Origin of the sequence: Pseudomonas sp. NPDC077451 (assembly GCF_044543345.1) — a bacterium.
Classification (GTDB): domain Bacteria; phylum Pseudomonadota; class Gammaproteobacteria; order Pseudomonadales; family Pseudomonadaceae; genus Stutzerimonas.
In genome coordinates this window covers 292186-317603 of the sequence record NZ_JBITVX010000005.1, presented here as the reverse complement: position 1 = coordinate 317603, position 25418 = coordinate 292186, and the positions used below count along the sequence as shown (strand labels likewise).

The window sequence follows — 25418 nt, the reverse complement described above, 5'->3', positions numbered from 1 at the left end:
CATGATGTTGATGCGCGCCTGTATAGCAACAATCCGCTCGATTTGTCTTGCCGGCGGGATGCGCTACCATGGCTCTCCCGACGTCTGACAGCTCTAGCCCATGCATTGTCCCTTCTGTGGTGCACATGACACCAAAGTCATCGACTCGCGTCTCGTGGCCGAAGGCGATCAGGTGCGCCGTCGCCGTGAATGCCTCGCCTGCGGCGAGCGTTTCACCACGTTTGAAACCGCCGAGCTGGTCATGCCGCGGCTGATCAAGCAGGACGGCAGTCGCCAGCCATTCGATGAAGAGAAATTGCGCGCCGGCATGCAACGCGCACTGGAGAAGCGGCCGGTCAGCGTCGAGCGCCTCGAAGAAGCCATCGCCCACATCAAGCATCGCCTGCGCGCCACCGGCGAGCGCGAGATCAAATCACGCGTGCTGGGCGAGCTGGTGATGGTCGAGTTGCAGAAGCTCGATGAGGTCGCCTATATCCGCTTCGCCTCGGTTTATCGCCGTTTCCAGGATCTCAACGAGTTCCGCGAGGAAATCGAGCGCCTGTCACGCGAGCCTGCAAAAACCGAATGAGCACCAACGATCACGCCTGGATGGCCCTGGCGCTGCAGCTGGCACGTAAAGGGCTGTACTCCACGCATCCCAATCCACGGGTCGGCTGCGTCATCGTCAAGGATGGCGAACTCATCGGGGAGGGCTGGCATGTGCGTGCTGGCGAACCGCATGCCGAAGTTCATGCCCTTCGACAGGCCGGCGACCGCGCCCGCGGTGCCACTGCCTACGTCACCCTCGAGCCCTGCAGCCACCATGGCCGGACGCCGCCTTGTGCCGAAGCCTTGGTCAACGCCGGGGTTGGTCGTGTCGTCGCGGCCATGCAGGATCCGAATCCGCAGGTCGCTGGGCGTGGTCTCGAGCGCTTGCGCAGCGCCGGCATCGAAGTGGCGAGCGGCGTGCTGGAGGCAGAGGCGCGAGCGCTAAATGTTGGCTTCATCAAGCGCATGGAAACCGGTCTGCCCTACTTGCGCGCGAAACTGGCGATGAGCTTGGATGGCCGCACCGCCATGGCCAGCGGCGAAAGCCAGTGGATCACCGGGCCCGCTGCCCGAGCCGAGGTCCAGCGGCTGCGTGCGCAATCGAGCGTGGTGTTGACCGGCGCCGATACGGTACTCATGGACAATGCCAGGTTAACCGTGCGCGCCGCCGAGCTAGGGCTCGATGAGGAAATGATTGCGCTGGCCATCCAACGTCCGCCTTTGCGGGTGCTGGTCGACGGAAAGCTGCGCGTGCCGCTGGATGCGCCGTTTTTCCAGGCAGGGCCGACGCTGGTGGCAAGCACCCGTGCGGACCTCGTTGACGTTTACCAGTCGGCTGGTCACGAGCTGCTGACATTTGCCGGTGATGCCGGACGCGTCGATCTGACTGGGCTGCTTCGCCAGCTGGCCGAACGAGGGGCCAACGAAGTGCTGCTGGAAGCCGGGCCGCGCCTTGCTGGGGCCTTTGCGGCCCAAGGGCTGATCGACGAGTACCAGCTGTTCGTCGCGGCCAAGTTCCTGGGGTCGTCGGCCCGACCCTTGCTGGAGTTGCCCTTGGATCGGATGAGCGAGGCGCGCGAACTGCAGATCAAGGATATCCGGGCGGTTGGCGATGACTGGAAAGTCATCGCCGTACCCTCGAACTGACGCTCAATCCGTCGTTATTCGATGCCAACTTGCTGGTCATATAACGTGAATCCGCGAGCCTGGTAGTTCTGCAGCGCGCTTGGATGATCGAGGGTACAAGTGTGGACCCAGACGCGTCGCGTCCCGGGCCATTCCCATGCACTTGTGATCGCATGGCTCAGTAAGCCACCTCCAAATCCTCGGCCGAAGAAGCCGCTTTCCAGCCCGAAATAGAGTATCTCGACGTCGTCAGCGCTACGGCGCAACTCGTAATAGCCAGCGATGGCGCCGCGGTGGTAGGCCACCCAGGTGCGAAGATCGGGACTTTCAATCTCCCGCTGCCAGGCTTCGTCGGACTGATCGAGTCGCTCGATCCATTGCCAAGGGCCGCCGATCAGACGGTAGAGAAACTGATTGAACCGGAACTGCTTGATCTCGCATTCGCTGACCAGCAGGTCCGTCGGTACTGGTTTGGCCCGTAGCTGCGATGGCGCGGTCATCTCGAGGAAATACGTCACCGTTTGATCAGTCAATGTTGAAGTCTCGTTGGCAAACACCGGGCCGCACAGCATACGCGATGGGCTCGCGATTGCTGTGCCGCAGGTGAACCTACTCGCTGAGATCAAGCTTGTCGGGTGGTTAGTTCACCGGCTTCAGCCCGTTGTGATCGAGCTTGGCTTTTCGCTTGTTGGTGCCCAGCAGGTGCCGTGCGACCAGGCTGTCATGATGCGGATTGCCGAAGTGAAACAGCGCCGTGGCGCGCAGCAACGCGGGATCGCATTCATCATTCGCGTGCAGGCTTCGGTAACCCGAGAACAGGTAGAGGTTGCCCGGCTCCAGCTTCAGGCGAATCGGCTTGAGCCAGCCGCGTCGTACCGCAAAAGCGACCAGCTTCTGGCTGGCGGTATTATGCAGCACGGCCTTTTCGATGACGTTGCGCAGGGCGTTGAAGCGGATGCGCCGCACACTGGGAAAGATGATCAGATCGCCGCAGTGCTCGCCTTCCGTCGGGATATACAGCGGCAGTAGTGCGGTGACCGCCGTGGCGTCGAAGTGATAGAAGTGCGATTGCTTGAGCCCGCTGCGCCCCTGGAGACAGCGAATGACGGGAAAGATCTGCTCCGTTGCGGCCGGCTCCCGGCCCGTCTGGAGTCGATAGAGTTCTGTCAGTGTCTCCTTGAACGGCTGTGACAGCGCCAGCCCGGCGATCAGACTGCCGCCCAACGCCTCGATGCCATGAATGGCGAAATATTCGTGGTCATGGCTGGCCGCTTGCTGGTTGATGAAGGCGCGGCCCAGTTCAAGTTGCTCGGGCGAAATGTAGTGCTCAATGACCGTGTAGCCCTGCGGTCGATCTCGGCAGCGCAAGCCGCTGCCGACGGTTCCATAGCCGTAACCTCTGACATACCCAATCCCTCGTGGCACATGTGAAGGTTCGGAGCATTCGTCCTGATCGTGTCCTGATCTGCGCGGAGGATCGGCATACTGCGAGCGGATCCTGGCTCGGCGTGTCGGTACGAAGAATGCGGGAGTGACGTTCCTTCCTGATCGTCTTGCGTTGCGTCGGGTGCGGCTGGCGGCGTCTATGCGATAGCCCGCTGCGATGCGTATGGACAAACAAGCGCAACGCTAGTTGCGAGGATCGTCAGAAATTTTTACTGTCTGGGCTTGAAGTCAAACGGTCGTTTGTCGGCTGCAGAACCGGCGCAACTGTGGTAAAAACTGCGTCGGGCCTTAGCGGCCCACGTTCTCAGGGCGGGGTGAGATTCCCCACCGGCGGTAATAACGATGCGGTTGGCCATGCTGACGATCGTTTAGCCCGCGAGCGCTTGCTTCGGTAAGGTCAGCAGACCCGGTGTGATTCCGGGGCCGACGGTATAGTCCGGATGAGAGAGAGCGGGATGCCTCGACGGGCGCCTTTCGTGCGCGCGTCCACTCCCTATCGATCTGCAGCGCCCTGTTTTATCCAAAACAGGAGTTCGTCATATGCATCGTTTCAACAGCCTTCCACGGGAGGCCGTATGTTCACAGGAATAATAGAATCCATCGGGACCATTGGTGCCATGACGCCGAAGGGTGGCGACGTTCGCGTGCTGGTCGAGACCGGCAAGCTGGATCTGGCGGACGTCAAGCTGGGCGACAGCATCGCGGTTAACGGCGTTTGCCTGACCGCGGTCGAGCTGCCGGGCAACGGCTTCTGGGCCGATGTCAGCCGCGAGACGCTGGCACGCACCGCGTTCGTCGATCTCAAGCCTGGTAGCCGCGTGAATCTGGAGAAGGCGCTGATGCCGACCAGCCGTCTCGGCGGGCATCTGGTCAGCGGGCACGTCGATGGCGTGGGCGAGGTGGTGGCGCGTGAGGAAAACGCCCGCGCCGTTCAGTTCCGCATCCGCGCGCCGCGTGAGCTGGCCAAATACATCGCGCTCAAGGGTTCTATCACGGTGGATGGCACCAGCCTGACAGTCAATGCCGTCAACGGTGCGGAGTTCGAGCTGACCATTGTCCCGCACACCCTGGCCGAGACCATCATGGTCGACTACCGGCCCGGGCGGAAGGTGAATCTGGAAGTGGACCTCTTGGCTCGCTATCTAGAGCGCCTGCTGATGGGCGACAAGGCCGCTGAGCCGAATGCCTCGGGCCTGACCGAAAGCTTCCTGGCCGAACACGGCTACCTGAACAAGTAAGGATTGGCCTCATGGCTCTGAACACTGCTGAAGAACTGATCGAAGACATCCGCGCCGGCAAGATGGTCATCCTCATGGATGACGAGGACCGCGAGAATGAGGGCGACATCATCGTCGCCTCCGAATGTGTGACCGCCGAACACATCAACTTTATGGCCCGTTTCGCCCGTGGCCTGATCTGCATGCCGATGACGCGCGAGCGCTGCGAAACCCTGCAGCTGCCGCTGATGGCGCCGCGTAATGGCTCCGGCTTCGGCACCAAGTTCACCGTCTCCATCGAAGCTGCCGAAGGCGTGACCACCGGCATATCCGCCGCCGACCGTGCGCGGACGGTGCAGGCTGCCGTAGCCCGCAGCGCGAAAGCCGAAGACATCGTCAGTCCCGGTCATATCTTCCCGCTGATGGCGCAGCCAGGCGGCGTTTTGGCGCGCGCCGGGCACACCGAGGCGGCCTGCGATCTGGCGCGCATGGGGGGCTTCGAGCCTTCCGGCGTGATCTGCGAAATCATGAATGACGACGGCACCATGGCGCGTCGTCCGGAGCTCGAGCTCTTCGCCGAACAGCACGGGTTGAAGATCGGCACCATCGCCGATCTGATCCACTACCGGATGATCCATGAGCGCACCGTCGAGCGTGTGTCCGAGCAGCCGCTGGATACCGAGCTGGGCCAGTTCACCCTGGTCACCTACCGTGACGACGTGGAAGACACGGTGCACATGGCGCTGACCCGCGGTGAGATTTCCCCAGAAGAGGCCACACTGGTTCGCGTGCACAACATGGAGCCACTGCGTGACCTGTTGATGGTGACCGTGCCGGGTCGCTGGAGCCTGCGTGCTGCGATGAGCGAAGTGGCCAAAGCCGGTAGTGGCGTAGTGCTGCTACTGGGCAATCCGCTGACCGGCACGCAGTTGCTGGCGCAGCTCAACCGCCAGCAGTCGCCAAGCCCGGCCACCTACAGCACCGTCGGTGCTGGTTCGCAGATTCTTCGCGACCTTGGCGTGCGCAAAATGCGCCTGATGAGTTCGCCGATGAAGTTCAACGCGATATCCGGCTTCGACCTGGAAGTTGTAGAATACCTGCCCGCCGAATAAATGATGTCAGGGCGCCGCAACGCAACGCGGCGCCTTTGTTCTTTAAAGAGATGAGAAACCACCTATGACACTGAAGACCATCGAAGGTACCTTCATCGCCCCGCAGGGCAAGTTCGCCCTGGTCGTTGGCCGCTTCAACAGCTTCGTTGTCGAAAGCCTGGTAAGCGGCGCCGTCGATGCGCTGGTGCGCCACGGCATCGCCGAAGACGCCATTACCATCATCCGCGCGCCGGGGGCCTTCGAGATTCCGCTGGTCGCACAGAAAGTTGCCCAGCAGGGCGAATACGACGCGATCATCGCCCTTGGCGCAGTTATTCGTGGCGGCACTCCGCACTTCGAATATGTGGCTGGCGAATGCACCAAAGGCCTGTCTCAGGTTTCCATGGAGTTCGGCGTGCCGGTTGCGTTCGGCGTTTTGACTGTTGATTCCATCGAGCAGGCCATCGAGCGCTCCGGCACCAAGGCCGGCAACAAGGGCGCCGAAGCTGCACTGTCCGCGCTTGAAATGGTGAGTCTGCTGGCGCAGCTGGAGGCCAAGTGAGCCTTAATCACGACGACAGTCAGGACACCCCGCAGCCCAAGGCCAAGGGCAAGATCGCCACGCGCCGTGTAGCGCGCAGCCTGGCGATGCAGGCCCTGTATCAGTGGCACATGGCAGGTCAGAGCCTGAATGAAATCGAGGCGCAGTTTCGCGTCGACAACGATTTCTCCGGCGTCGATGGCAACTACTTCCATGAGCTGCTGACCGGCGTCGCGCGCGCCAAGACTGAAGTCGACGGTGCCATCGTGCCGCATCTGGATCGCCCGCTTGAAGAGCTGGATCCCGTTGAACTGGCTGTTCTGCGCCTGTCCACCTACGAGCTGATGCATCGTATCGACGTACCCTACCGGGTGGTGATCAACGAAGGCATCGAGCTGGCCAAGGTGTTCGGCGCCACTGACGGGCACAAATTCGTCAACGGCGTGCTGGACAAGCTGGCGCCGATCCTTCGCAGTGCCGAAGTCAGCGCTCATAAGCGCTGAGCCTGATCGTCTGATGGGTGAGTTCGAGCTGATCCGCCACTACTTCGCCGCCGCCGCTTGTGCCAGGGCTGGCGGCGATGTCGTTTTAGGTATCGGCGATGACTGTGCGTTGCTCGCTGTTCCGCCCGGCGAACAGTTGGCAATCTCTACCGACTCGCTGACGGCTGGGGTGCACTTCCCCGATCCGTGCGATCCGTACTCACTCGGTCAGCGCGCGTTGGCCGTTTCTACCAGCGATCTCGCCGGCATGGGCGCCACGCCCATCGGGTTTACGCTAGCGCTGACGCTTCCCTTCGTCGATTCCAACTGGCTGGCCGAATTTGCCCGTGGCCTCGACGCGATGGCGGCTGGTTGCGACATGCGTTTGATCGGCGGCGACACCACGCGCGGCCCGCTGAGCATGACGCTGACGGTATTTGGGCGCGTGCCGGTAGGCGAGGCGTTGTTGCGCAGCGGTGCGCAACCCGGCGATCTGCTCTGTGTTGGCGGAGCCCTCGGCGATGCAGCCGGGGCTTTACCGATCGTGCTTGGCGAGCGGGAGGCGGATACCGTCGAGGCGGCAGCGCTGCTAAGGCGCTACTGGTCGCCGCAACCCCAGCTCGCGCTCGGCCAGGCGTTGCGTGGCAAGGCAACCGCGGCGTTGGATATCTCCGATGGCTTGTTGGCCGATTGCACCCATATAGCCACCGCATCCTCTGTTTCGCTGTTAATCGAGCAAGCCCGGGTGCCGCTGTCGGATTCGCTGGTGCGTTTCGCCGGGACTGAGCAGGCCCTGCAATGCGCCTTGGGGGGAGGCGACGACTATCTCTTGGCGTTTACCTTGCCAGCCGATGCGTTACCGACCATGCAGTCCGAAGGATGGCCAGTTCACGTCATTGGCCATGTGGAGGTGGGAGAGGGCGTTCGGTTGGTTGATGCTGATGGGCGGTCTGTGGGCATCGGCCATCCAGGCTACAACCACTTCACCAACTGAGCTGGCGACGCTCGAATTAACAATGAGGACAACCGTTTGACCGATTCTCTGCAGCCTGCCGCCGAACCGATCCCGCATTCGGTGTGGAGCAATCCATGGCATAACCTGGCCTTTGGTTTCGGCTCCGGCACCTTGCCGAAAGCGCCGGGCACCTGGGGCTCTCTGGTAGCGCTGGCCTTCGTGCCGCTGTGGCAGATGCTGCCGGGCTGGGGATACGGCGCGCTCATCGTCGCGAGCATGCTGTTCGGTATCTGGCTGTGCGGCAAGGTCGCCCAGGACCTGGGCATGCACGACCATGAAGGTATCGTCTGGGACGAGTTTGCCGGCATCTGGATTACCTTCTGGCTGGTGCCTGCGGGCTGGTACTGGCTGCTGCTCGGGTTCGTCGTGTTCCGTCTGCTGGATATCCTCAAACCTTGGCCGATCAGCTGGGTAGATCGGCAGGTCCATGGTGGGCTGGGGATCATGCTTGATGACATTCTCGCCGGATTTGCCGCTTGCGGTGTGATGCACATAGCGGTGCGCTTGTTAGGCTGATTGTCTCGGAGGCTTGGGCTGTGCGTCGGATCGCTGCAATGCCGGAAGGGCTCGTGAAACAATGCGGCCTGTCCTGTTTCAAAAGGCCGCCACTGATGCGCCTCGTTTCTCTGCTGCTTGTCTCCACGCTGTCGCTCCTCTCGCTGGCTGTCACAGCTGCACCTCGTGTGCAGGTGGTCGGCCTGTTTCCTGGCGCTGCTGTGTTGAACGTCGACGGCCAGCGCAAGCTCGTACGGGTCGGTCAGGTAGGGCCGGGCGGTGTAGAGGTAATAAGCGCTGATTCGAAAAGCGCGGTTCTGCGGGTGGAGGGCGTCGAGCGCAGCTATGGTCTCTCTCGTGAGTTGAGCTCAGGGTTCGCCGAGCCTGATCGCCGGCAGCTGAGCATCGCTCAGGGGCAGGGCGGTCACTACTGGATTGCCGGTTCAATCAATGGTCAACCCGTGCAGTTTCTCGTCGACACCGGCGCCACGTCGGTAGCGATCAATGAGATTCAGGCGCGGCGCCTGGGAATCGATTACCGGGTTGATGGCCGGCAGATCGTCGTCGGCACAGCAAGCGGTACGGCCAAGGCCTGGCGGGTCAACCTCAACAGTGTGAAGGTCGGCGCGATCGACGTGCTCGGGGTCGAGGCCGTCGTGGTGGAAGGGGGCTCACCTACGGATGCCCTGCTTGGCATGAGCTTTCTCAGTCGAGTCAGCTGGCGTGAGGATCAGGGCGTACTAAAGCTCGAATCCAAAATCTAGACCTGGCCATCGCTACGCAATCTTGGCGGTATCGCTTCGTTGGCTGCCGATCTTCCGATACAGCTTGCTGCAGCACTGCTGTTACAATATCCGCTTTTCCGCTTTCTGGAGTCTCTCCGGTGTCAGTCGTGTTCGTCGCCGCTTCCAAACTGCCGACGCCGTTCGGTGTGTTCACCATGCATGGTTTTCTCGATCAGGACACTGGCAAGGAACATGTCGTACTGACTCTGGGCGATGTCGCGGACGGCAAGCCTGTTCTGGGCCGCCTGCATTCCGAGTGCCTCACCGGTGATGCCCTGTTCAGCCTACGCTGCGATTGTGGATTTCAGCTCGAAGCTGCGCTGCGCGCGATCTCCGAAGAGGGCCGTGGGGCGCTGCTGTATCTACGCCAGGAAGGTCGTGGCATTGGTCTGTTGAATAAGATTCGCGCCTATGAGCTTCAGGATGCTGGCGCTGACACGGTAGAAGCCAATGAGCGCCTCGGCTTTGCGCCGGACATGCGTGACTACGCGATCTGCCTCCCCATGCTCGAACACCTGGGCATCGCCGAAATCAAGCTGATGACCAACAACCCGCGCAAGGTGAAGGCCCTACAAGGCTTCGGCATCCGCGTCGCCCAGCGCATGCCTTTGGAAATCGCACACAACCCGCACAACGAAAAATACCTCGCCACCAAGGCCGGAAAACTTGGCCACATGCTCGGCGAGATCCATCAGGGCGAAGCCGAGCAGTCGTGAATCGCGCTGCCGCCCGCCGCCAGCTGTCGCTCGATGGCTGGTTCTATCTGCTACTCATCGTTGTGCCTGTGCTCGTCGTCCGCCACTTCCCACAGATGTCAGGCCGCTTCGGTGAGCATTTGGCGTTGCCACTGTTCATTGGCGGTCTTGTCCTGTTGTTTCTTAATCTGCCCCGTTTCAGCGCCTACAAGCACGCCTTGATCGCCACTGAAAAGGATCTCGGCACGGATGCTGAGGTATCGGCCTGGTCGAGGCTGCGCAGCGTCCGGCTGCGGGCTTTGCGTACCGCCGCGTTGCCGGCGTGGCTGGGGGCGATAGGCGCGCCACTCGGACTTGAACCGGTTGCCCAGTTGCTGCTGGTGTGTGGCAGTTTGGCGCTGCTGATGCTCTACCGCCTGCCACGTCAACTGCAATGACCAGAGTGCTGGCTCTGTTGCTGGCACTGTCAGCATCGCCCTGGCTGGGTGCCACCGAGCGAGTCGTCAGCCTAGCCCCTTCGCTCAGCGAAATCATGCTGGAACTGAACGCCAAGGAACTGCTCGTCGGCGTGCTTGACGGCGGTGAGCGACCTGCATCGCTGGCGGCGATACCTTCAGTGGGCCGAATGGGTCAGCTGGAAATGGAAAGCCTGCTGGCCCTTCAGCCAACGCTGGTATTGCTCTGGCCGGACAGCATCAGCCGTGCGCAGCGCGACCAGCTCACGCAGTTCGGCATCCCGGTGCTCGTCGTACAGCCTGTATCCTTGGAACAACTGGCCGAGCAGTTTGCACGGGTTGGTCAGCGCATCGGCCGAGGCGAGCAGGGGCGCGAACTTCAACGTCAGTTTTCTTTAGGCCTGGAGCAGCTTCGGCGTCGATACCACCGAGAGCAGCCGTTATCGGTGTTTTATCAGGTTTGGAATCGGCCCCTGTACACGCTCGGTGGACGCCAGATCGTCAGTGAGGCCATCGAGGTATGCGGTGGTCGTAACGTATTCGCCGATCTGCAACTGCCGGCGCCCCAGGTCAGCGTCGAGTCCGTGCTATCACGTCACCCGGACGTCATCCTGGCAGGCAGCGGTGCTCAGCTATCCGAATGGAATGCCTGGCCGCAGTTGGAAGCGGTGCGTAAGGGACAGCTGTGGGAAGTGCCCGACAAGGGGCTCGAGCGACCGAGCTTCCAGATGCTCGGGGCAATCCGGAAGCTCTGCGAAGTTATGGCGCTGGCAGCGGACTGACCGGTATCAGAAACGATAACCCACGCTTAGCTGTACAACCTCCTCTGGAGCTGGATACAAGGCCCTGTTGCCTGCTTGCCAGCTGCTGTAAGTGGCATAGCTGTCGTAGCGCTTGCCGGTCAGGTTATTGATGCGCAGCTTGGCGTTGAGGCCCTGGTATTCATACCGGACGGCGGCATTGAACAGCGTATAGCCGCCCTCTTTCGGCATTACCTGTCCATCATCGCTGGCCAGGTAGCGCGGGCCTGTATAAATGGCCTCCACGTAGCCGTGCAGGTTCGTCATGATCTGGTAGTCAAGATGCAGGGCAGCGCTGTGGCGCGATACCCAGGGAACCTCGTTGCCCTTGTTGGCGCCGGCCCTCAGTTCTGAGTCGGTGAAGCTGTACTGACCACCGACGCGGAGTCGATCGGACAACTCGCGCTCAGCCTCTAGCAGCAGTCCTTCGCGGCGAGTCCGGTCCAGGTTCACATTCGCGCCCCAGCCGCCCAATGCATAAGGCGCGTAGAGCAGCTCGTCCTCCAGGTTGATCCGGTAGAGGCTGGCCTGATACAGCTGGATGTCGTCCTGCCATGTGGCACCAGCTTCCCATGACTCGCCCGTCTGCGGTTTGAGGAATTCGATTCCAGGCTCGACGAGCGCGTTTTCGTTGACGTTGGCCCAGCGCAGAACCTCTTCGCGCTTGACGAATACTTGAGTCTGCTCAGTCACCTGCCAGCCCAGCGCAATGCTTGAGCTGTCTTCGTTGTCACTGCGCTTGCGGCCGTTGTGTTGGTCGACGGCTTCACTGATGCGATAACCAAGGCTGAGCGTGACGCGATCGGTCAGTGGCTGGCTGAGTTGTGTATACCAGTCCCGCTGCGTTTGTTCAGCGAGACTGCTGAGCGAAGGATAGAGCCTATACGCCGCCTGGTAATCAGCTCTCAGGTGGTCAAACCCCAACAACCATTCACTGCGGCCGGCCGCGCTGTCCCAGTTGGCGGTGATGCGGGGGCTGATGGTTTCCACCCTGGTGCCTTCGGTGAACGGGCTGCCGGAAATCAGTCCATTCCCGTCGCTGTCTCTGATGGTGTAATCCAGGTTGCCTGTCCAGTGGCGGCCAAACGCCTGTTCGCCAGCAACGCGATGCACGTCGGTTTTGCTGTTGTTCCACTCGTTCGAGGTGCTGGCCTTGCGATCAGCACGGCGCTGCACGATGGTGAGGCTGCGCGGGTATAGAAGCTCGTCGTCTACATTCTGATACTCGTACAGCAACCAGCCGTTGGCATGTTCATACCGGAGACGGCCGAACACATCGCGGTAGCTGGCGTTGTTGTGGTCACGATAGTTGTCAGCGTTCCTTGTCTCGCCGCTAGCAAAGGCTGAAAAACCGCCTCCGAGCTCTTGCGACACATGTCCCCGGTAGGCCTCCAGATCGTGACTGCCCTGGGTCGTTTCGACATAGGCTTCGTTGCCAGTCGGGCGACGAGTGATGATATTGATCACCCCTCCTACCGCTTGGTCGCCATATAGGACGGTTCCAGCACCGCGCAAGATCTCGATTCGCTCGATGTTAGCGAGCGGCACGCTGTTCAGATCCGGACCGCTCAAGCTGGGATTGTTCAGCCTTCTGCCATCGACCATAACCAGCACGTTGTTGACTGCGTTATCACCGAAACCACGCAGGCTGATGGAGGCATGATTGCCGTCGCCCAGCGTGTCGCGGATCTGAATACCAGCTTTCCCGTTCAGCACCTCTATCAGGCTACTGGCTGCACTCCGCTCGATTTCATCCCTATCTATCACGCGGGTGCTGGCAGGGGCGGGCCGTTCCAGAGCGGTCGCTCGGGTGATGACCATTGGTGGAGCCTGATAAGGTTCCAGGGCGGCAGCAGCGCCCGGTATCAGGGCCAGCGCAAGCATGGTACGAGACGGCTTCAAGTCGAACATCCTCAAAAGTTCAGCGCTTTTGAGAAGGGCAGGAACAAGCGCAAGGGCACGCAGCCGCGCTTGACGGTGCTGCCCTCCGCAACACCAGTCGAATCCGCCAGGCCGGTCTCCGGGCTTTCGACGCGCACCGCGCTCGCCTTCCCGTGCTGGGCACAGTGGCGGTTGAGCGGGCGGTGATCCTTGGATCACGGTCGATTACCGTTGCGGGGGCAGCGCCGGCCTTGCTCTTCGAGCGCACCGGCTTCCCGTTTAATGCGGACCTGGCGGTCGTGCACACCTGGGCGGATAGGAAATCGCGCGAACCTTACGGCCTGGGCTGGGGAAAGACAAGCGAATGAGCGACGCGCCTCAGTGCAAGGCCGCGGTAAACAGAGCTGATCGGTTGGGGGCTTAGGACGCTCTCGGCCCGGGAGGGATTGATCCGCCCGGCCCAGCTTCGGCAGCGTCGTGTGGATGATGTTTCATCCATCCCCGGACCCAGCGAAGATCGAGGTATGGAAATTCGACTCCCATATACCCAGACCGCCTCGCTGTTGCCCATGGCGGCGCTGGATCCTACGGCTGAGTGTGCAGCCTTGCCAGTCGCGCTTTGACTGCCGCCTCGATACCGGCGGCGTCCAGTCCGCACTCCCTGATCATCTCGCTGGGTTTGGCATGTTCGACGTAGTAGTCAGGCAGGCCCAGTTGAAGGAGCGGTGTGCTCAGGTTTTGCGCGGCGAGGAACTCTCCGACCGCACTGCCGGCACCGCCCATGATGCTGTTCTCCTCGATGGTCACCAACAGCGCGTGGCTGTCGGCTATCTGGCGCACCAATGCCTCATCCAGGGGTTTGACGAAACGCATGTCTACGACTGTTGCGTTCAGGGTTTCGGCAACCTGCATGGCGTCCGGTAGTTGCACGCCAAACACCAGCAGCGCGACCTGCGTACCCTCGCGACGCACCACGCCCTTGCCGATTTCAAGCGGTTCGAGGCCCGGTTCGATCATTGCGTTCGGGCCGGTGCCGCGTGGATAACGCACCGCGGCGGGACCTTGGAAGTGGTAGCCAGTGGTGAGCATCCGGCGCATCTCGTTCTCGTCGCTCGGTGTCATTACCAGCATGCCGGGGATGCAGCGCAAATAGGCCAGGTCGAAACTGCCCGCATGGGTCGGGCCGTCTTCGCCGACCAGCCCGGCGCGGTCGATCGCGAAGAGCACATCGAGGTTCTGCACCGCGACGTCATGGATCAGTTGATCGTAGGCGCGTTGCAGGAAGGTCGAATAGATCGCCACGACCGGCTTGGCACCTTCGCAGGCCATGCCTGCAGCCAGCGTAACCGCATGCTGCTCGGCAATCGCGACGTCGAAATAGCGGTCCGGATAACGCTCGCTGAAATCGATCAGATCCGAGCCTTCCTTCATCGCCGGGGTGATACCCATCAGGCGTGGGTCTACCGCAGCCATATCGCACAGCCATTGGCCGAACACGTTGGAATACTTCGGGCCGCTGGGTTTCTTCGGCTTGACCGGGCCGCCGATGGGGTCAAGCTTGCTGATCGCGTGCCAGGTGATCGGGTCGACTTCCGCCGGAGCGAAGCCTTTGCCCTTTTTGGTGACCACATGCAGAAACTGTGGGCCGGAGAGGTCGCGCATGTTGCGCAGGGTGCCGATCAGCGTCGGCAGATCATGGCCGTCGATCGGGCCGATGTAGTTCCAGCCGAGTTCTTCGAACAGCGTGCCTGGGACCAGCATGCCCTTGGCGTACTCCTCGGTGCGGCGGGCGATTTCCCAGGCACCGGGCAGGCGCGAGAGGACCTTTTTGCTGCCTTCGCGCATGCTCGAATAGGTGCGGCTGGAAAGGATCTTGGCCAGGTAGTTGGACAGTCCGCCGACATTGCGCGAGATCGACATGTCATTGTCGTTGAGCACTACGAGCATGTCCGCACCGACTTCCGGCGCATGGTTCAGTGCTTCGAAGGCCATGCCTGCCGTGAGCGCGCCGTCGCCGATGACCGCGATGGACTTGCGCTTCTTGCCCTGCATGCGGGCGGCGATGGCCATGCCCAGTGCGGCGCTGATCGAGGTGCTGGAGTGGCCGACGCCAAAGGTGTCGTACTCGCTCTCGCTACGGCGTGGGAAGGCGGCGAGGCCGTCCTTCTGGCGCAGGCTGTCCATGCGCTCGCGGCGCCCGGTGAGAATTTTGTGCGGATAGGCCTGATGACCGACATCCCAGACCAGGCGGTCTTTCGGAGTGTCATAGACGTAATGCAGGGCGATGGTCAGCTCGATCACGCCAAGGCCAGCACCGAAGTGCCCGCCGGTCCGGCCTACGCTGTAGAGGAGGTCCTGACGCAGTTCGTTGGCGAGTTCTTCGAGTTCCGCTTCGCCTAGCCGGCGCAGCTGCTCGGGCGTGGCCGCGCGATCTAGAACGGGCGTCGCAGGGCGGACCCGAGGAATCTCATGAAACGTCTTGGGCATCGGGCGAATCATTTTGGCTGAAAAAAGAGCCGCAGTTTACCCGATGGTTACAACGATAAGAACGTCTCAAGCATCAACGGTCGCCGTTATGCCGAACAGACGCAGCGCCGAGCAGTGGCGGTTCGCCGGTCAACTGCGGCGTTCCACGATGAAGCAGGCCAACTGGCGCAGCGGCTCGGCGCTGGGCCCGAACGGGGCGACGGCCTCGAGCGCCAGGTCACGCAGCTCCAGCGCATAGGTCTTGGCGCTGTCCATGCCGAGCAGCGACGGGTAGGTGGGCTTGTCACGTGCGATATCGGCACCCTGGTGTTTGCCCAGCGTAGCGGTGTCGCTTTCCACATCGAGGATGTCGTCTTGTACCTGGAACGCCAGGCCCACCGCTTGAGCGTACTGCTGCAATGCCGCCAGTTTCTGCTCATCGGCACGGCCACTGGCGAGGGCGCCGAGACGTACGCTGACTTCGATCAGCGCGCCGGTCTTGTGCCGGTGCATCAACTCCAGAGCGTTGCGGTCGAGCTTCAGTCCCACCGATCCCAGATCGATTGCCTGGCCGCCGACCATGCCGGCCGGGCCCGCGGCACGTGCGAGGCTGGCTAGCATGTCCAGGCGCAGGGATGGGTCGGTTGGGTTGAGCGGGTCGCGCGCAAGAGCTTCAAACGCGAAGCTCTGCAGGCCATCGCCGGCGAGAATCGCGCAGGCTTCGTCGAAGGCCTTGTGGGTGGTGGGTTGGCCGCGGCGCAGGTCATCGTCGTCCATGGCTGGCAGATCATCGTGCACCAGCGAATAGGCATGAATCAGCTCGACGGCACAGGCTGCGCCATCGGCCAGGGCAACGTCACCTTCGAGCGCTTCGCAGGCGGCGTAGACCAGCAGGGGACGGACGCGCTTGCCTCCGTTCATCACGCTGTAGCGCATGGCCTGGTAAAGACGGTCGAGTTGCGGGCGCGGTGGTGAGAAGAGTGTGCCGAGGCAGTTGTCGACGCGTTGCTGGCAGCGTTTCTGGTAGTCGCCGATCATGCTTCGGAATCCGCCTCGAATGGCGCTTCCTGCAACTTGCCGTCACGCTCCAGAAGGATCTGCACTTTCTGTTCGGCCTGGCTGAGCGCTGCCTGGCAGTCACGGGTCAGACCGATGCCCTGCTCAAAGCAGGTCAGCGAGTCTTCCAGCGACAGCTCGCCGCTTTCCAGACGCTCGACCAGCTGCTGCAACTCGGCGAGGGATTGTTCGAAATCGAGGGCGACTTTCTTGCGGGCCATGGCGGAACCTGTTCTCTGCGGCTGCTCTGAAACGGGCGCGACACTAGCAGAGCTGGCCGGCATACGCCATAAGCCGAGCGGGCTAGAGGCCTGCCGGTGACGGCCAGTACATGGCCTGGAAATAGTAAAGGGTCATGCTGCTGCCCACCAGAATCACGAACAGACGCAACCAGGTCGCGGGCAGTTTCTTGCTCAGCGCGCCGCCAGCGTAGCCGCCAAACGTGGTGCCCACCAGCAGGATCGCCAGCTCGTAGCCGCTCACCCGTCCGGCGATGACGAAGGTCGCTGTGGCGACGCTGTAGATCACCGCCGAGATCAGGTTTTTCAGCGCATTGGCGCGGACCAGCTGATGGCCTTCGATGGAAAACGCCGCCAGCTGCAGGATGCCCATGCCGGCACCGAAATAGCCGCCGTAGATCGAGACCAGCGCGTGAGCGGCCAGCGATGTCGGGGCATGAGGCGGCACCGCGTTAGTGTCCTTGCGGCGCGCCGCGAGCCAGCGGCTCAACCAGGGACTGGCGGCGAACAGCGCGGTGGCGAGCAACAGCAGCCAGGGAATCAGCAGGCTGAAGACGTCATCGCCGCTGGCCAGCAGCAAAAGGCCGCCGAGCAAACCACCAATCAAGCCTGCCAGTAGCAGGGGGATCAGGTAGCGGCCAAGAGGGCGTAACGCCGAGCGTGCGGCCCAGGCGCCGGCGAGGCTGGCGGGCCAGAGCGCAACCGCGTTGGTCGCGTTGGCGGTCACTGGCGGCAAGCCCGTGGCAAGCAATGCTGGAAATGAAAAGAAGGTACCGCCGCCTGCGAGTGCGTTCATGCCTCCCGCGGCAAAGCCGGCAGCGATCAATAGCAGCATATCGAACAAGGGCATCGGGAGGGCTCGAGGCAAAAAGAGACGAAGATTATCGCTGCCGCTGCGTTGCGCCAAGCACCTGCAATATCAATCACCAGCGGTTGGCGTCAGCCACATGCCGACAAGCCACGCGTTAGCGGAGCCGGGCGCGACGCCAAGTGCTGACCGGCGATTGTCGGGTCGCCTAAAACCGACTGCTACGGCTGCGTGATGCCGGCCTTGTTAGCCGCTGGCGAACTGGTCAGCTCGTTGAGGATGCCGCAGCCATGCATGGCGCGATTGCCGGTGCAGCAGCTGCGTAGCTCCTGTAACTGAAGCTCCAGGGCATGGAGGTTTTCCAGTCGCGTACGGACGCGTTCGAGCTGCTCGTCGATCAGGTGGTTGATGTCGCCGCAGCTGGCGTCCGGGTGATTGGAAAATTCAAGCAGCCGGCGAATGTCAGCCAGCCCGATATCCAGCGCGCGGCAGTGGCGGATGAACGTCAGTTGCGCCAGCTGCCTGGAAGAATAGGATCGGTAGCCGTTGGAACCGCGCTCAGGGGCGGGCATCAAGCCGATCTTTTCGTAATAGCGAATGGTTTCGACGTCCACATTGGCTGCTGTGCTCAGTTCACCTATGCGCATCGGGGTCTCCTCATTCGTAAAGCAGCTAAATGTCTAAAAAATGGCTTGACCCTGGAGTTGCTCCAGGGTGTGCAATGGCTCCGAATATAGTTCAGGAGGGCATTCCATGTCGTCGAGATGCTGTGATTCCGGTTGTTCAACCCCAGCGGTCAACCCGAGTTTTCGCAAGGCCCTGTGGGTCGCGCTGGCGATCAACCTGACCATGTTTGTCGTGGAGATCATCAGCGGGCTGCGTTCCGGCTCGGTTTCGCTGCTGGCCGATGCCATCGACTTCGCGGGCGACGCTGCCAATTACGGCATCACCCTGGTGGTACTGTCGATGGGGCTGGTATGGCGCTCACGGGCTGCCATGGTTAAAGGCCTGACGATGCTGGCGTTTGGCGTGTTCGTGCTGGGCCGTGCCGGGTGGTCGGTATACGCCGATGTCGTACCCGAACCGCTGACCATGGGCGTGATCGGCACGCTGGCGCTGATTGCCAACGTCGTCGTCGCGCTGATGCTCTACGCCTTTCGCGAAGGGGATTCGAACATGCGCTCGGTCTGGCTGTGCAGCCGCAACGACGCGATTGGCAACGTCGCTGTAATGATCGCCGCGGCAGGCGTCTTCGGAACCGGCGCTGCCTGGCCGGACCTTGTCGTTGCATTGGTCATGGCGGGGCTTGCCTTGTCAGCTGGCTTCTCGGTCGTCCGTCAGGCCCGGCAGGAGCTGGCCTCGCATCGTTAACGGCCGTTTGAGCAGTGCGCTGTGATCCGATGGGCGACGGTCGAGGCGGCGAAAGGTGCACGTCTCGTTCGGGCTCGCCATACAGGCAAGACGACCGCTAACTGGCAATGGCGGCCACCACCGCGACGACGATCGCTGCTGTCACCGCCAGGCCGCCCGCGGCCAGCTTTCCCACCGTTTCTGAACTCAGCCCGAGGGCTTTGTCTTTCATCTGTTTGCCGAACCGACCTTCGAGGCGATGCAAGCCTTCGACCGGCTGGAACAGGTTGTCGGGTTGTTCATCACTGGCCGGCTCGTCGGTCATCTGGCCGCTCCAGGCCTGTTTGGCCATCATCCGGTCGAGCAGGCCGGGCATGAACATGTTGCCGATGATCGCCTGAAATGACGCACGCCCCAGCCAGAGCTCGCGCGGTGCGTCGGTGGCAGCACGGAGGATGGCGCGCGCCGCCACTTCGGGCGTATGGATGGGGGGAACCGGCTGGGGGCGCTTGTTCATCTTGTTGCGCGACCAGTCGAACTGCGGCGTGTTGTGCGCTGGCAGCTGGACCATGGTCAGCCGAATCCGGCTGTTGGTATGAATCAGTTCGCAGCGCAGCGAATCGGTGAAGCCCCTGATCGCGAACTTGGCTGCGCAGTATGCCGATTGAAGCGGAATCGCGCGGTACGAGAGCGCCGATCCGACCTGCACGATAGTGCCGCGGTTGCGCGTCTCCATGTGGCGCAGCGCAGCCAGCGTGCCATGCACGAACCCCAAGTAGGTGACGTCGGTGACGCGTTTGAATTCCGCAGCACTGATCTTGTTGACCGGCCCGAACACCGTCGCCATGGCGGCGTTGACCCAGATTTCGATTGGCCCCAGCTCCGCCTCGATTCGCTCGGCGGCGCGATCGACGGCTTCGGCATCGGCGACATCGGCGGAAATCGCCAGGACCTTCGCTCCGGTCGCTTCGAGTTCCTCGCGCGTGTCGGACAGGCCCTTTTCACCGCGTGCGATCACCGCCACGCGAAAGCCTGCCCGCGCGAACGCATGGGCGGTTGCGCGGCCTACGCCAGCAGTGCCTCCACAGATCACGGCAGTCTGTTCGCGGTCGCTCATCTAAAAGCTCCTGTCTTGATGGGTTAGCGAAGAAGCGCGTTCCAGCCCGCATAGCGGTGGCGGATCGGTCCGCGTGGCAGGCTCAGGCCGATCACCAGCACGCCGGCGATCAGGCTACCGATGGTGGCCGCGAACCCGGCGCCCTCGAGGAACGAAGGGGCGGCGATCAGCCAGGCGCCGATCGGCAAGTTGAGAAAGCGCAGCGGACGTGCCACTTCAGCGAAGGCCAGCACCGAGACGGTGATCAACAATGAGCCCATCAGGTGGTCGCTGTTGGCCATCGACCCTTCAGTGCCGAAAATCAGGCGTGTGCACATCAGCCAGACGCCGAGGATGCAAAGCAACGCGAGGCCCCACGGTAGGTTCACACCGCGAAGTCCTTTCAAGGTCATGGACGACAGGCTACCGTCGAACTCGGGTGTGTTGTCCTCCCGTGCACCCTCCATCGCATCGCCCTGCCAGAAGGTTTTCCAGAAGGGTTTGCCGCGCTGGCGCGCGTCCTTGAGGAACTGACCCATGGCCACCAGCTCGTCCAGGGCGTAGGGCATCATTACCAGCATGGCCAGTGCCTGGATCAGGCAGAGAGTGCACCAGGTGTCGATGAAGATCGGCTGCGCAATGATGAAGAAGATACTCACCGCGCCTAGCGGCACTACCACCACGCCGAATGCGGCAACCATCCAGGGCATGGTTCGCCAGCGTCGTGCATCGCCCATCACCGCCATCAGCAGCTCGATCATGTAGGCCATGACGCCGACACCGGCGTCCGGTACCGGCCAGGCGCCGGACATGTCGGAGGTGATAATTGTTTCGGTGCCGTTGGGCTGCGTCCCGAAGAAGGGGTCCCAGGCATTGGCGGTATGACCTAGCTGGTAACCGGCCAGATACCGAGCCAGCAAAATGCCGATTACCGCAAGCAAGGCGATGGGCAGTCGCTGCATCCAAGTGGAGGGGTTGTAGTCCCAGCCTGGCGGTACGGCGGCCTTCTGCATCATGCCGCTCATGCTCATGCCGGGCATCATCGGCACCAGCGTCGAGAAGGCGATCACCAGTCCGCCGAGCAGAAGGGCGTTGCCGTAGCTGGCGGGCGAGGGCGTCCAGAACAGCAGCGGCGCGAACATCAGCCAGAGGCCCATGGCGGTGTTCGCCCACTGCGCCCAGGCGATACGTTTCAGTGAGAGGATTGAGAACAGTACGATCAAGGCACCACTGACCACGTCGCTCCAGGTCATCAGCAGCGCGCGGGTGGCCACGTCCGGCAGCTCGCGCTCAGTCGCCAATCGCGGCAAGTCGAGATCGGTTGGCGCTATGTTCAGGTAGCCAAAGATAAAGGGAGCGCTGAGCACCCAGAAGCCCAGCAGCACATTGACGAAGTGACACCAGAGCGTGGCCAGGTGGCGGCGGTCCATCATCTGCATGTGTGCGCCCATGCCCATGTCAGATGGCATGGCGCCCTGTCTCAGGTATTCACCTTGATGCTCCACGAATCCCCCCGAGGCCGGATTGATCAATGACGCTACCAGCCGCTGGTGCCGCTGTTGCAGCAGCGACTCTGTTCAGTGGACCGGAGGGGGATGAGGGAGTTGCAACAAAATGAAACGGAGTGCGGACCGATGGCGATCCGCCGTGCTCGTGATTCTGCCGCTTAGGCGTCGGAACAGTTCGGTTCGGTCGTGAAGGTCTTGGATGAATCCACCAGACCTACCTTTTCCAGGGTGCGACGACCGATCAGAACCGGGTAATTCATCTTGTCCCGATCGTTCAGCGAGAACTGTTCTTCGTACATCTGGTTGCCCAGACAGACCTTCATCAGTACCACCGGACGCTCTTCAGCGCCGCCTGCGCCTCGCACTTTGATGTCGCGCACCATCTTGCGCTCCAGGCGGGTTCTGACGTCTTCGTCTGTATCCACATCCTCCAGCTCGACTGTGAAGCGCACCCATTCGTCGCCATCTTTTTCGAAACGGTCGATATTTTCGGCGTGCATGGATGAGGTCAATGCGCCGGTGTCGAGCTTGAATTTCACCGCGACCTGCTCAGGAAGGATCAAGCCTTTCTCGACCCACCCGAGTACTTGCGGCGAGCTTGCAAGGGCTGTCCCGCTGACTACCGCAGTCAGCAGGGCGGCCAGGATTGACGGGGTATGGCGGGATAAACGGGAGCGTACAGGACGGCGCATCTGTCACCTCAGAAGTCAGCGAATGCTGTGGATTCCATAGAGTGCTATCGCCGACATCGGTTCAAGTTGACTGTGGCTCGAAGCGAAGCGGCGCGCGCGTAGACCTCAGTCGCTTGATGCTGACTCATTGGCAATAGGCATCGGCATGATTGATAAAAACAATCGGACAGTTAGGTTTTTTTAGACTCCACCAGTAGGGCCGCTTGCATTCAATGCCGTCAGCGGCCCATTCACTAAAGGAGGTTGTTTCCAAGGGAAGTCATAAGAATCGAGAGGTGAACCATGTTCGTCCATAACAAACGACTTCAATACACCGTGCGTGTCGCAGCGCCCAATCCGGGCCTTGCAAACCTGATGCTCGAACAATTCGGCGGGCCCCAAGGCGAGTTGGCCGCTGCCATGCGTTACTTCGTCCAGGGTGTGTCCGAGGATGATCCGGGCCGCAAGGATATGCTCATGGACATTGCCACCGAGGAGCTCAGCCACCTCGAAGTCATTGGCTCCATCGTCGGTATGCTCAACAAGGGCGCCAAGGGCGAGCTGGCCGAAGGCGTCGAGAAGGAAGCGGATCTGTATCGCTCGCTGACCGGTGGCGGCAACGATTCGCATATCACTTCGTTGCTCTATGGTGGCGGCCCAGCCTTGACCAACTCTGCAGGTGTGCCTTGGACGGCAGCCTATGTCGACTCAATTGGCGAGCCGACGGCGGATCTGCGCTCCAACATCGCGGCCGAGGCGCGCGCCAAGATCGTCTACGAACGGCTCATCAACGTGACCGACGATCCAGGCATCAAGGATGCGCTGAAATTCCTGATGACCCGGGAGATCGCCCACCAGAAGTCATTCGAAAAAGCGCTGCACGCCATCCAGCCCAATTTCCCTCAAGGCAAACTGCCGGGCGATCCGCAATTTGCCAACGTCTACTACAACCTGTCGCAGGGCGAAGGCGATCTGCGCGGGCCGTGGAATCAGGGGCCGGAGTGGGAGTTCGTCGAAGATCCGCAACCGGCGGTGGACGGCGGCGATGGAAAGCCTTCGGTCGATCTGAGCAAGGCCCAGCAGAAGGTGGTCCAGCAGATGGCGGTGCGGACCCAGTCCGATGTCTCGGTTGACCCACTGACCGGGGCTGATCTCGGTTCGGGCGCTGCAGTTAGCAAAGGTAAGTCTTGATCGGCCAAATGCGCTGCCGATGGCGTCTGGGCACAGGCGCATACGCTGCGTATCGTTGATTGATGAACTGAGAAGCCGGCCATTGGCCGGCTTTTTCGTTGTCAGGCAGGCTGGTGCCGGAGCGAACCGGTACTCAGCGACGGCTTAGCAACGGCACCACAGTGCCCGAGCTAGGGCGACCTAGTGTTTCGCTGATCGCCACGCTAAGCGTGTGCTGTGTGAACGGTTTTGCCAGTGTATGCACAGGGCGGCCTTCCTCGGCCAATTCTGCGTAGCCGCTGACCAGCAGGATCGGCAGCTCCGGTCTCTCGCCCCTAACGATCTTGGCCAGCTGGGTGCCCGTCATGCCCGGCATCATCTGATCGGTGATCAGGAGGTCAAAAGCTCGCTGCTGGCGCAGAACGCTAAGCGCTGCCTCACCACCGTCGACACTGGTGACCTGATGGCCCATATCCTCGAGCAGCGCGGCGGTGTTGGCTAGCACCAGGGGGTCGTCGTCCACGATGAGGATTGTCAGCGCCGGAACGGGCGTCAAGGCGGGCTCGACTTTGTCATCCGAGGCTGGCACGCCCCGCTGATCGGAGACGCCCAAGGGTAACCAGAGCTCGATAGTCGTTCCCTTTTCCGGGCTGCTTTCGATTGCCAGGCTCCCGCCCGACTGTTCGACTAGGCCGTGTGCCATCGATAGACCAAGGCCCGTACCTTTGCCTGGTCCCTTGGTGGTGAAGAAGGGTTCCGTGGCGCGTGCGAGCGTTTCCTGGCTCATGCCGATGCCGGTGTCACGCACGATCAAGGCCACGTATTCCTGCATGCCTTCCGCTGCCGCGCGCAGCTGCCCCTCGATGCAGATGGTGCCGCCCGTTGGCATGGCGTCCCGAGCATTGACTACCAGGTTGATCAGCACCATTTCGAGCTGGTTCGCATCCACGTAAGCCGGCGGCAAGCTGAGGGGGAACCGCGTTTCGATGTTGATATTGGTGTTGACAGAGCGGCGCAGCAGCTCGCGCATGTTCAGCACCAGGTCTTGCAGCACAACCGAACTGGGATTCAGCTCTTGTTTGCGCGCGAATGCCAGCATTCGCTGCACCAGGCTCGCACCGCGCTGTGTCGCCAGCAAAGCGTTGTCGATCAGGGGGGCGGTACGCGTCGTGTCTTGCGGCAGCCGCTTGCGAAGCAGTTCTAGATTTCCGCCTACTACCGCAAGCAGATTGTTGAAGTCATGAGCGATGCCGCCGGTGAGCTTACCGATGGCCTCCAGCTTTTGTGCCTGACGCAGCGCCGCCTCGGCGTGGCGGCGTTCAGTGATGTTCACCAGGCCACCTATGATGAGAGGGCCTTGGGTAGTCTGTTCGAGCCGGGTGGAGGCCAGGACGTCGATGAACGCACCCGCTCGGGCCACCAGTCGGTACTCGGCGTTGAGGCATTCGCCTGTTTTCAATAACACGGGCCAATCCTGGCTAAGCATCTGCCGTGCGGAACGCTCGGTCATGAAGTTGATCAGCGGCCGGCCGATGACGTCCTCACGGCGATGGCCCATTAACACCAACCAAGCATCGCTTACCGATTCCAGCCGACCCTGTTCGTCCAGCGAATGCAGCGGCAACGGCGTCTTGCTGTATAGCTCGCGAAATCGCTCTTCACTCTGGCGCAGCGCGGCGGCTTCGCGCTCGCTGAGGCTCGCCATGCGCCTGTCGTACATCGATGCAGTAAGCCCAAGGAAAAGCACGACGAAGGTCGACCCGGCAACCGCAAGCGCTAGCGTCAGCAGGTCCAGGCCACCACCCGGGAGCGCTGGCGTCGCATCGTCCAAGGGCGTGAAATGTGCACCAGCCATCGCGGAGTAATGCATACCTGCCACGGCGAAGCCCATGGCAACGGCCGAGACGGCCTGCAGCGACAGGCGCCGGCTTCGAGTGGAGAGCCAAAGTGCAACGGTAGCTGCGCCGATGCCGATGCCGAACGAGATGGCCACCCATAGCGGGTCATAGGAAAGCTGCGCATGCATCGTCATCGCAGCCATACCCATGTAGTGCATTGCGCCGATCCCGAGCCCCATGAACAGGCCACCAATCCCCAGCGTGGTACGAGTCAGCCCGCGGCTGGCCACAGCCATGAAGCTTACGGCTGTGACGACAATGGGGACGACCAGCGACCAGAGCGTCAGGGGAATGTCGTATCGAATCTGCATGCCGGGCATGCCGAACGCGAGCATTCCGACAAAGTGCATCGACCAGATGCTGCCGCCCATGCACACAGCCGCTGCGCATAGCCAGGCGTGGCGAATCCAGTCTGCCGACGCACGAGCTCGGCTGGCCAGGTCCAGCGCGGTGAAAGAGCCTGCGATCGCGATCAGGATGGACAGGCTTACCAATGCGACGTTGTAGGTGGTGGTCATCGCAAATCCAATATGACTTAGAGCTGTTTCTTAGGTATTGCACGGGATGACAAGTAAAACCATGCCGCTAGTCTAACGGTCA

27 protein-coding genes and 2 riboswitches are annotated in these 25418 nt (G+C 61.7%); of the genes, 14 read left to right on the top strand and 13 right to left on the bottom strand.

Going from position 1 to position 25418, the window contains the following annotated elements; translation table 11 throughout:
- The first annotated feature begins 100 nt into the window (after positions 1-100).
- Both nrdR and ribD read left to right on the top strand, forming a co-directional pair.
- Positions 101-568 carry a transcriptional regulator NrdR gene (gene nrdR, locus ACIGHL_RS11360; RefSeq protein WP_045424280.1) on the top strand — a complete coding sequence of 156 codons (468 nt, stop codon included), beginning with the start codon at positions 101-103 and terminating at the stop codon, positions 566-568.
- The gene (gene ribD, locus ACIGHL_RS11355) at positions 565-1674 is read left to right on the top strand and encodes a bifunctional diaminohydroxyphosphoribosylaminopyrimidine deaminase/5-amino-6-(5-phosphoribosylamino)uracil reductase RibD (protein WP_128121935.1); all 1110 of its coding nucleotides are present in this window, start codon (positions 565-567) and stop codon (positions 1672-1674) included. Before nrdR ends, ribD begins: the two co-directional genes overlap by 4 nt.
- Positions 1675-1688: 14 nt before the next feature.
- On the opposite strand, the gene ACIGHL_RS11350 is transcribed toward ribD, so the two are convergent.
- Both ACIGHL_RS11350 and ACIGHL_RS11345 read right to left on the bottom strand, forming a co-directional pair.
- The gene (locus ACIGHL_RS11350) at positions 1689-2186 is read right to left on the bottom strand and encodes a GNAT family N-acetyltransferase (RefSeq protein WP_413818148.1); all 498 of its coding nucleotides are present in this window, start codon (positions 2184-2186) and stop codon (positions 1689-1691) included.
- 106 nt (positions 2187-2292) lie between these two features.
- Positions 2293-3021 carry a hypothetical protein gene (locus tag ACIGHL_RS11345; RefSeq protein ID WP_499176124.1) on the bottom strand — a complete coding sequence of 243 codons (729 nt, stop codon included), beginning with the start codon at positions 3019-3021 and terminating at the stop codon, positions 2293-2295.
- A gap of 374 nt (positions 3022-3395) precedes the next feature.
- A riboswitch (FMN riboswitch) is annotated at positions 3396-3555 on the top strand.
- 119 nt (positions 3556-3674) lie between these two features.
- Between ACIGHL_RS11345 and ACIGHL_RS11340 the strand changes: the two genes are divergently transcribed.
- The 10 genes from ACIGHL_RS11340 (at position 3675) to ACIGHL_RS11295 (ending at position 10657) form a co-directional block, all read left to right on the top strand.
- Positions 3675-4337 (top strand): riboflavin synthase, encoded by a 663-nt coding sequence (locus ACIGHL_RS11340; RefSeq protein WP_128121932.1) that lies wholly within the window; start codon positions 3675-3677, stop codon positions 4335-4337.
- A gap of 11 nt (positions 4338-4348) precedes the next feature.
- Entirely contained in the window at positions 4349-5428 is a 1080-nt protein-coding gene (gene ribBA / locus ACIGHL_RS11335) for a bifunctional 3,4-dihydroxy-2-butanone-4-phosphate synthase/GTP cyclohydrolase II (protein WP_128121931.1), read from the top strand.
- A 64-nt stretch (positions 5429-5492) separates the two neighbouring features.
- On the top strand, positions 5493-5969 hold the full coding sequence (ribH, locus tag ACIGHL_RS11330) for a 6,7-dimethyl-8-ribityllumazine synthase (RefSeq protein WP_019340068.1): 477 nt from the start codon (positions 5493-5495) through the stop codon (positions 5967-5969).
- Positions 5966-6451, top strand: a complete 486-nt coding sequence (gene nusB / locus ACIGHL_RS11325; protein ID WP_128121930.1) for a transcription antitermination factor NusB — start codon at positions 5966-5968, stop codon at positions 6449-6451. The genes ribH and nusB overlap by 4 nt, the downstream gene beginning before the upstream one ends.
- A gap of 13 nt (positions 6452-6464) precedes the next feature.
- On the top strand, positions 6465-7424 hold the full coding sequence (thiL, locus tag ACIGHL_RS11320; protein WP_128121929.1) for a thiamine-phosphate kinase: 960 nt from the start codon (positions 6465-6467) through the stop codon (positions 7422-7424).
- A 36-nt stretch (positions 7425-7460) separates the two neighbouring features.
- Positions 7461-7961 (top strand): phosphatidylglycerophosphatase A family protein, encoded by a 501-nt coding sequence (locus tag ACIGHL_RS11315; RefSeq protein WP_128121928.1) that lies wholly within the window; start codon positions 7461-7463, stop codon positions 7959-7961.
- A gap of 95 nt (positions 7962-8056) precedes the next feature.
- Complete coding sequence (locus ACIGHL_RS11310) at positions 8057-8704, top strand: retropepsin-like aspartic protease family protein (RefSeq protein ID WP_046163227.1); 648 nt, start codon at positions 8057-8059, stop codon at positions 8702-8704.
- Positions 8705-8823: 119 nt separating this feature from the next.
- On the top strand, positions 8824-9441 hold the full coding sequence (ribA, locus tag ACIGHL_RS11305) for a GTP cyclohydrolase II (protein WP_046163198.1): 618 nt from the start codon (positions 8824-8826) through the stop codon (positions 9439-9441).
- Positions 9438-9857, top strand: coding sequence for a hypothetical protein (locus tag ACIGHL_RS11300; RefSeq protein WP_128121927.1), 420 nt, complete (start codon positions 9438-9440; stop codon positions 9855-9857). Before ribA ends, ACIGHL_RS11300 begins: the two co-directional genes overlap by 4 nt.
- Positions 9854-10657: a cobalamin-binding protein gene (locus ACIGHL_RS11295; RefSeq protein ID WP_128121926.1), complete on the top strand. Its 804-nt coding sequence runs from the start codon at positions 9854-9856 to the stop codon at positions 10655-10657. Before ACIGHL_RS11300 ends, ACIGHL_RS11295 begins: the two co-directional genes overlap by 4 nt.
- A 6-nt stretch (positions 10658-10663) precedes the next feature.
- Here the strand turns inward: ACIGHL_RS11295 and ACIGHL_RS11290 are convergent, their stop codons facing one another.
- The 7 genes from ACIGHL_RS11290 to ACIGHL_RS11260 all read right to left on the bottom strand — a co-directional run bounded on the left by ACIGHL_RS11290 (position 10664) and on the right by ACIGHL_RS11260 (position 17772).
- The gene (locus tag ACIGHL_RS11290; RefSeq protein WP_241509339.1) at positions 10664-12586 is read right to left on the bottom strand and encodes a TonB-dependent receptor; all 1923 of its coding nucleotides are present in this window, start codon (positions 12584-12586) and stop codon (positions 10664-10666) included.
- Between the two features lie 2 nt (positions 12587-12588).
- Positions 12589-12714 (bottom strand): hypothetical protein, encoded by a 126-nt coding sequence (locus ACIGHL_RS11285; protein WP_425429112.1) that lies wholly within the window; start codon positions 12712-12714, stop codon positions 12589-12591.
- Positions 12670-12882, bottom strand: a riboswitch (cobalamin riboswitch). It overlaps the preceding gene by 45 nt.
- A gap of 259 nt (positions 12883-13141) precedes the next feature.
- Positions 13142-15043 carry a 1-deoxy-D-xylulose-5-phosphate synthase gene (dxs, locus tag ACIGHL_RS11280; RefSeq protein WP_128121925.1) on the bottom strand — a complete coding sequence of 634 codons (1902 nt, stop codon included), beginning with the start codon at positions 15041-15043 and terminating at the stop codon, positions 13142-13144.
- A 129-nt stretch (positions 15044-15172) separates the two neighbouring features.
- Positions 15173-16060 carry a polyprenyl synthetase family protein gene (locus tag ACIGHL_RS11275; RefSeq protein ID WP_128121924.1) on the bottom strand — a complete coding sequence of 296 codons (888 nt, stop codon included), beginning with the start codon at positions 16058-16060 and terminating at the stop codon, positions 15173-15175.
- Positions 16057-16299: an exodeoxyribonuclease VII small subunit gene (locus ACIGHL_RS11270; RefSeq protein ID WP_045424316.1), complete on the bottom strand. Its 243-nt coding sequence runs from the start codon at positions 16297-16299 to the stop codon at positions 16057-16059. Before ACIGHL_RS11270 ends, ACIGHL_RS11275 begins: the two co-directional genes overlap by 4 nt.
- Before the next feature lie 82 nt (positions 16300-16381).
- On the bottom strand, positions 16382-17167 hold the full coding sequence (locus ACIGHL_RS11265; protein WP_128121923.1) for a sulfite exporter TauE/SafE family protein: 786 nt from the start codon (positions 17165-17167) through the stop codon (positions 16382-16384).
- A gap of 179 nt (positions 17168-17346) precedes the next feature.
- A complete protein-coding gene (locus tag ACIGHL_RS11260; protein ID WP_128121922.1) occupies positions 17347-17772 on the bottom strand; it encodes a Cd(II)/Pb(II)-responsive transcriptional regulator in 426 nt (141 codons plus the stop codon).
- Positions 17773-17878: 106 nt separating this feature from the next.
- On the opposite strand from ACIGHL_RS11260, the gene ACIGHL_RS11255 reads away from it, so the two are divergent.
- On the top strand, positions 17879-18496 hold the full coding sequence (locus tag ACIGHL_RS11255) for a cation efflux transmembrane domain-containing protein (RefSeq protein WP_128121921.1): 618 nt from the start codon (positions 17879-17881) through the stop codon (positions 18494-18496).
- 97 nt (positions 18497-18593) lie between these two features.
- On the opposite strand, the gene ACIGHL_RS11250 is transcribed toward ACIGHL_RS11255, so the two are convergent.
- From ACIGHL_RS11250 to rloA3, 3 genes are all read right to left on the bottom strand, one after another.
- The gene (locus tag ACIGHL_RS11250) at positions 18594-19592 is read right to left on the bottom strand and encodes an SDR family oxidoreductase (RefSeq protein ID WP_128121920.1); all 999 of its coding nucleotides are present in this window, start codon (positions 19590-19592) and stop codon (positions 18594-18596) included.
- Between the two features lie 23 nt (positions 19593-19615).
- Entirely contained in the window at positions 19616-21040 is a 1425-nt protein-coding gene (locus ACIGHL_RS11245) for a vitamin K epoxide reductase family protein (protein WP_241509338.1), read from the bottom strand.
- A 197-nt stretch (positions 21041-21237) separates the two neighbouring features.
- A complete protein-coding gene (gene rloA3, locus ACIGHL_RS11240; protein ID WP_128121919.1) occupies positions 21238-21771 on the bottom strand; it encodes a retropepsin-like aspartic peptidase RloA3 in 534 nt (177 codons plus the stop codon).
- A 282-nt stretch (positions 21772-22053) separates the two neighbouring features.
- Between rloA3 and ACIGHL_RS11235 the strand changes: the two genes are divergently transcribed.
- Entirely contained in the window at positions 22054-22941 is an 888-nt protein-coding gene (locus ACIGHL_RS11235) for a manganese catalase family protein (protein ID WP_128121918.1), read from the top strand.
- Between the two features lie 133 nt (positions 22942-23074).
- Here ACIGHL_RS11235 and ACIGHL_RS11230 read toward each other — a convergent pair whose 3' ends face one another.
- Positions 23075-25336, bottom strand: a complete 2262-nt coding sequence (locus ACIGHL_RS11230; RefSeq protein WP_128121917.1) for an MHYT domain-containing protein — start codon at positions 25334-25336, stop codon at positions 23075-23077.
- Between the last annotated feature and the right edge of the window lie 82 nt (positions 25337-25418).

What these genes read in the sequence shown, in the direction of transcription:
- ACIGHL_RS11275 (WP_128121924.1), bottom strand. Translation starts at nt 16,060, where the DNA reads ATGATCGGCGACTACCAGAAACGCTGCCAGCAACGCGTCGACAACTGC.
- ACIGHL_RS11290 (WP_241509339.1), bottom strand. Translation starts at nt 12,586, where the DNA reads ATGTTCGACTTGAAGCCGTCTCGTACCATGCTTGCGCTGGCCCTGATA.
- ACIGHL_RS11235 (WP_128121918.1), top strand. Translation starts at nt 22,054, where the DNA reads ATGTTCGTCCATAACAAACGACTTCAATACACCGTGCGTGTCGCAGCG.
- ribBA (WP_128121931.1), top strand. Translation starts at nt 4,349, where the DNA reads ATGGCTCTGAACACTGCTGAAGAACTGATCGAAGACATCCGCGCCGGC.
- ACIGHL_RS11265 (WP_128121923.1), bottom strand. Translation starts at nt 17,167, where the DNA reads ATGCCCTTGTTCGATATGCTGCTATTGATCGCTGCCGGCTTTGCCGCG.
- ribD (WP_128121935.1), top strand. Translation starts at nt 565, where the DNA reads ATGAGCACCAACGATCACGCCTGGATGGCCCTGGCGCTGCAGCTGGCA.
- ACIGHL_RS11255 (WP_128121921.1), top strand. Translation starts at nt 17,879, where the DNA reads ATGTCGTCGAGATGCTGTGATTCCGGTTGTTCAACCCCAGCGGTCAAC.
- ACIGHL_RS11295 (WP_128121926.1), top strand. Translation starts at nt 9,854, where the DNA reads ATGACCAGAGTGCTGGCTCTGTTGCTGGCACTGTCAGCATCGCCCTGG.
- thiL (WP_128121929.1), top strand. Translation starts at nt 6,465, where the DNA reads ATGGGTGAGTTCGAGCTGATCCGCCACTACTTCGCCGCCGCCGCTTGT.
- ribH (WP_019340068.1), top strand. Translation starts at nt 5,493, where the DNA reads ATGACACTGAAGACCATCGAAGGTACCTTCATCGCCCCGCAGGGCAAG.
- ACIGHL_RS11270 (WP_045424316.1), bottom strand. Translation starts at nt 16,299, where the DNA reads ATGGCCCGCAAGAAAGTCGCCCTCGATTTCGAACAATCCCTCGCCGAG.
- ACIGHL_RS11245 (WP_241509338.1), bottom strand. Translation starts at nt 21,040, where the DNA reads ATGCCATCTGACATGGGCATGGGCGCACACATGCAGATGATGGACCGC.
- rloA3 (WP_128121919.1), bottom strand. Translation starts at nt 21,771, where the DNA reads ATGCGCCGTCCTGTACGCTCCCGTTTATCCCGCCATACCCCGTCAATC.
- nrdR (WP_045424280.1), top strand. Translation starts at nt 101, where the DNA reads ATGCATTGTCCCTTCTGTGGTGCACATGACACCAAAGTCATCGACTCG.
- ACIGHL_RS11260 (WP_128121922.1), bottom strand. Translation starts at nt 17,772, where the DNA reads ATGCGCATAGGTGAACTGAGCACAGCAGCCAATGTGGACGTCGAAACC.
- ACIGHL_RS11340 (WP_128121932.1), top strand. Translation starts at nt 3,675, where the DNA reads ATGTTCACAGGAATAATAGAATCCATCGGGACCATTGGTGCCATGACG.
- ACIGHL_RS11250 (WP_128121920.1), bottom strand. Translation starts at nt 19,592, where the DNA reads ATGAGCGACCGCGAACAGACTGCCGTGATCTGTGGAGGCACTGCTGGC.
- ACIGHL_RS11310 (WP_046163227.1), top strand. Translation starts at nt 8,057, where the DNA reads ATGCGCCTCGTTTCTCTGCTGCTTGTCTCCACGCTGTCGCTCCTCTCG.
- ACIGHL_RS11230 (WP_128121917.1), bottom strand. Translation starts at nt 25,336, where the DNA reads ATGACCACCACCTACAACGTCGCATTGGTAAGCCTGTCCATCCTGATC.
- dxs (WP_128121925.1), bottom strand. Translation starts at nt 15,043, where the DNA reads ATGCCCAAGACGTTTCATGAGATTCCTCGGGTCCGCCCTGCGACGCCC.